This window comes from Extibacter sp. GGCC_0201, assembly GCF_017566055.1.
Lineage (GTDB): Bacteria > Bacillota > Clostridia > Lachnospirales > Lachnospiraceae > Extibacter.
The window spans coordinates 1-214 of the sequence record NZ_JABFCH010000232.1; the positions used below are offsets into that span (position 1 = coordinate 1).

1 protein-coding gene is annotated in these 214 nt (G+C 50.9%); it reads right to left on the reverse strand.

Annotation, left to right across the window (positions count from 1 at the left end; translation table 11 throughout):
• Positions 1-214, reverse strand: a 214-nt coding sequence (locus HJV72_RS19360) for a hypothetical protein (RefSeq protein ID WP_208073504.1), incomplete at both ends; no start/stop codon positions are given.

Genomic DNA, 214 nt, shown 5'->3' on the forward strand with positions numbered 1-214 from the left:
TTTTCCGCCGCCTTTATCTGTGAATATCCCCAGCTTCTTGCTATAAACGCTTCCGTCATAAGCCCACAAGGAAAAAACTGCCCCCGTAAGGCCCGCCCCGGTCTCTGCGTCCTTTTTCTGGATGTTCAGGGTAAATGTCTTCTTCGGTACCTTTTTGTCAAAGGATGCTGTCTTTGTGAAGCTCCCCCCTGCGGTGGTATACGTCCAGAGGACA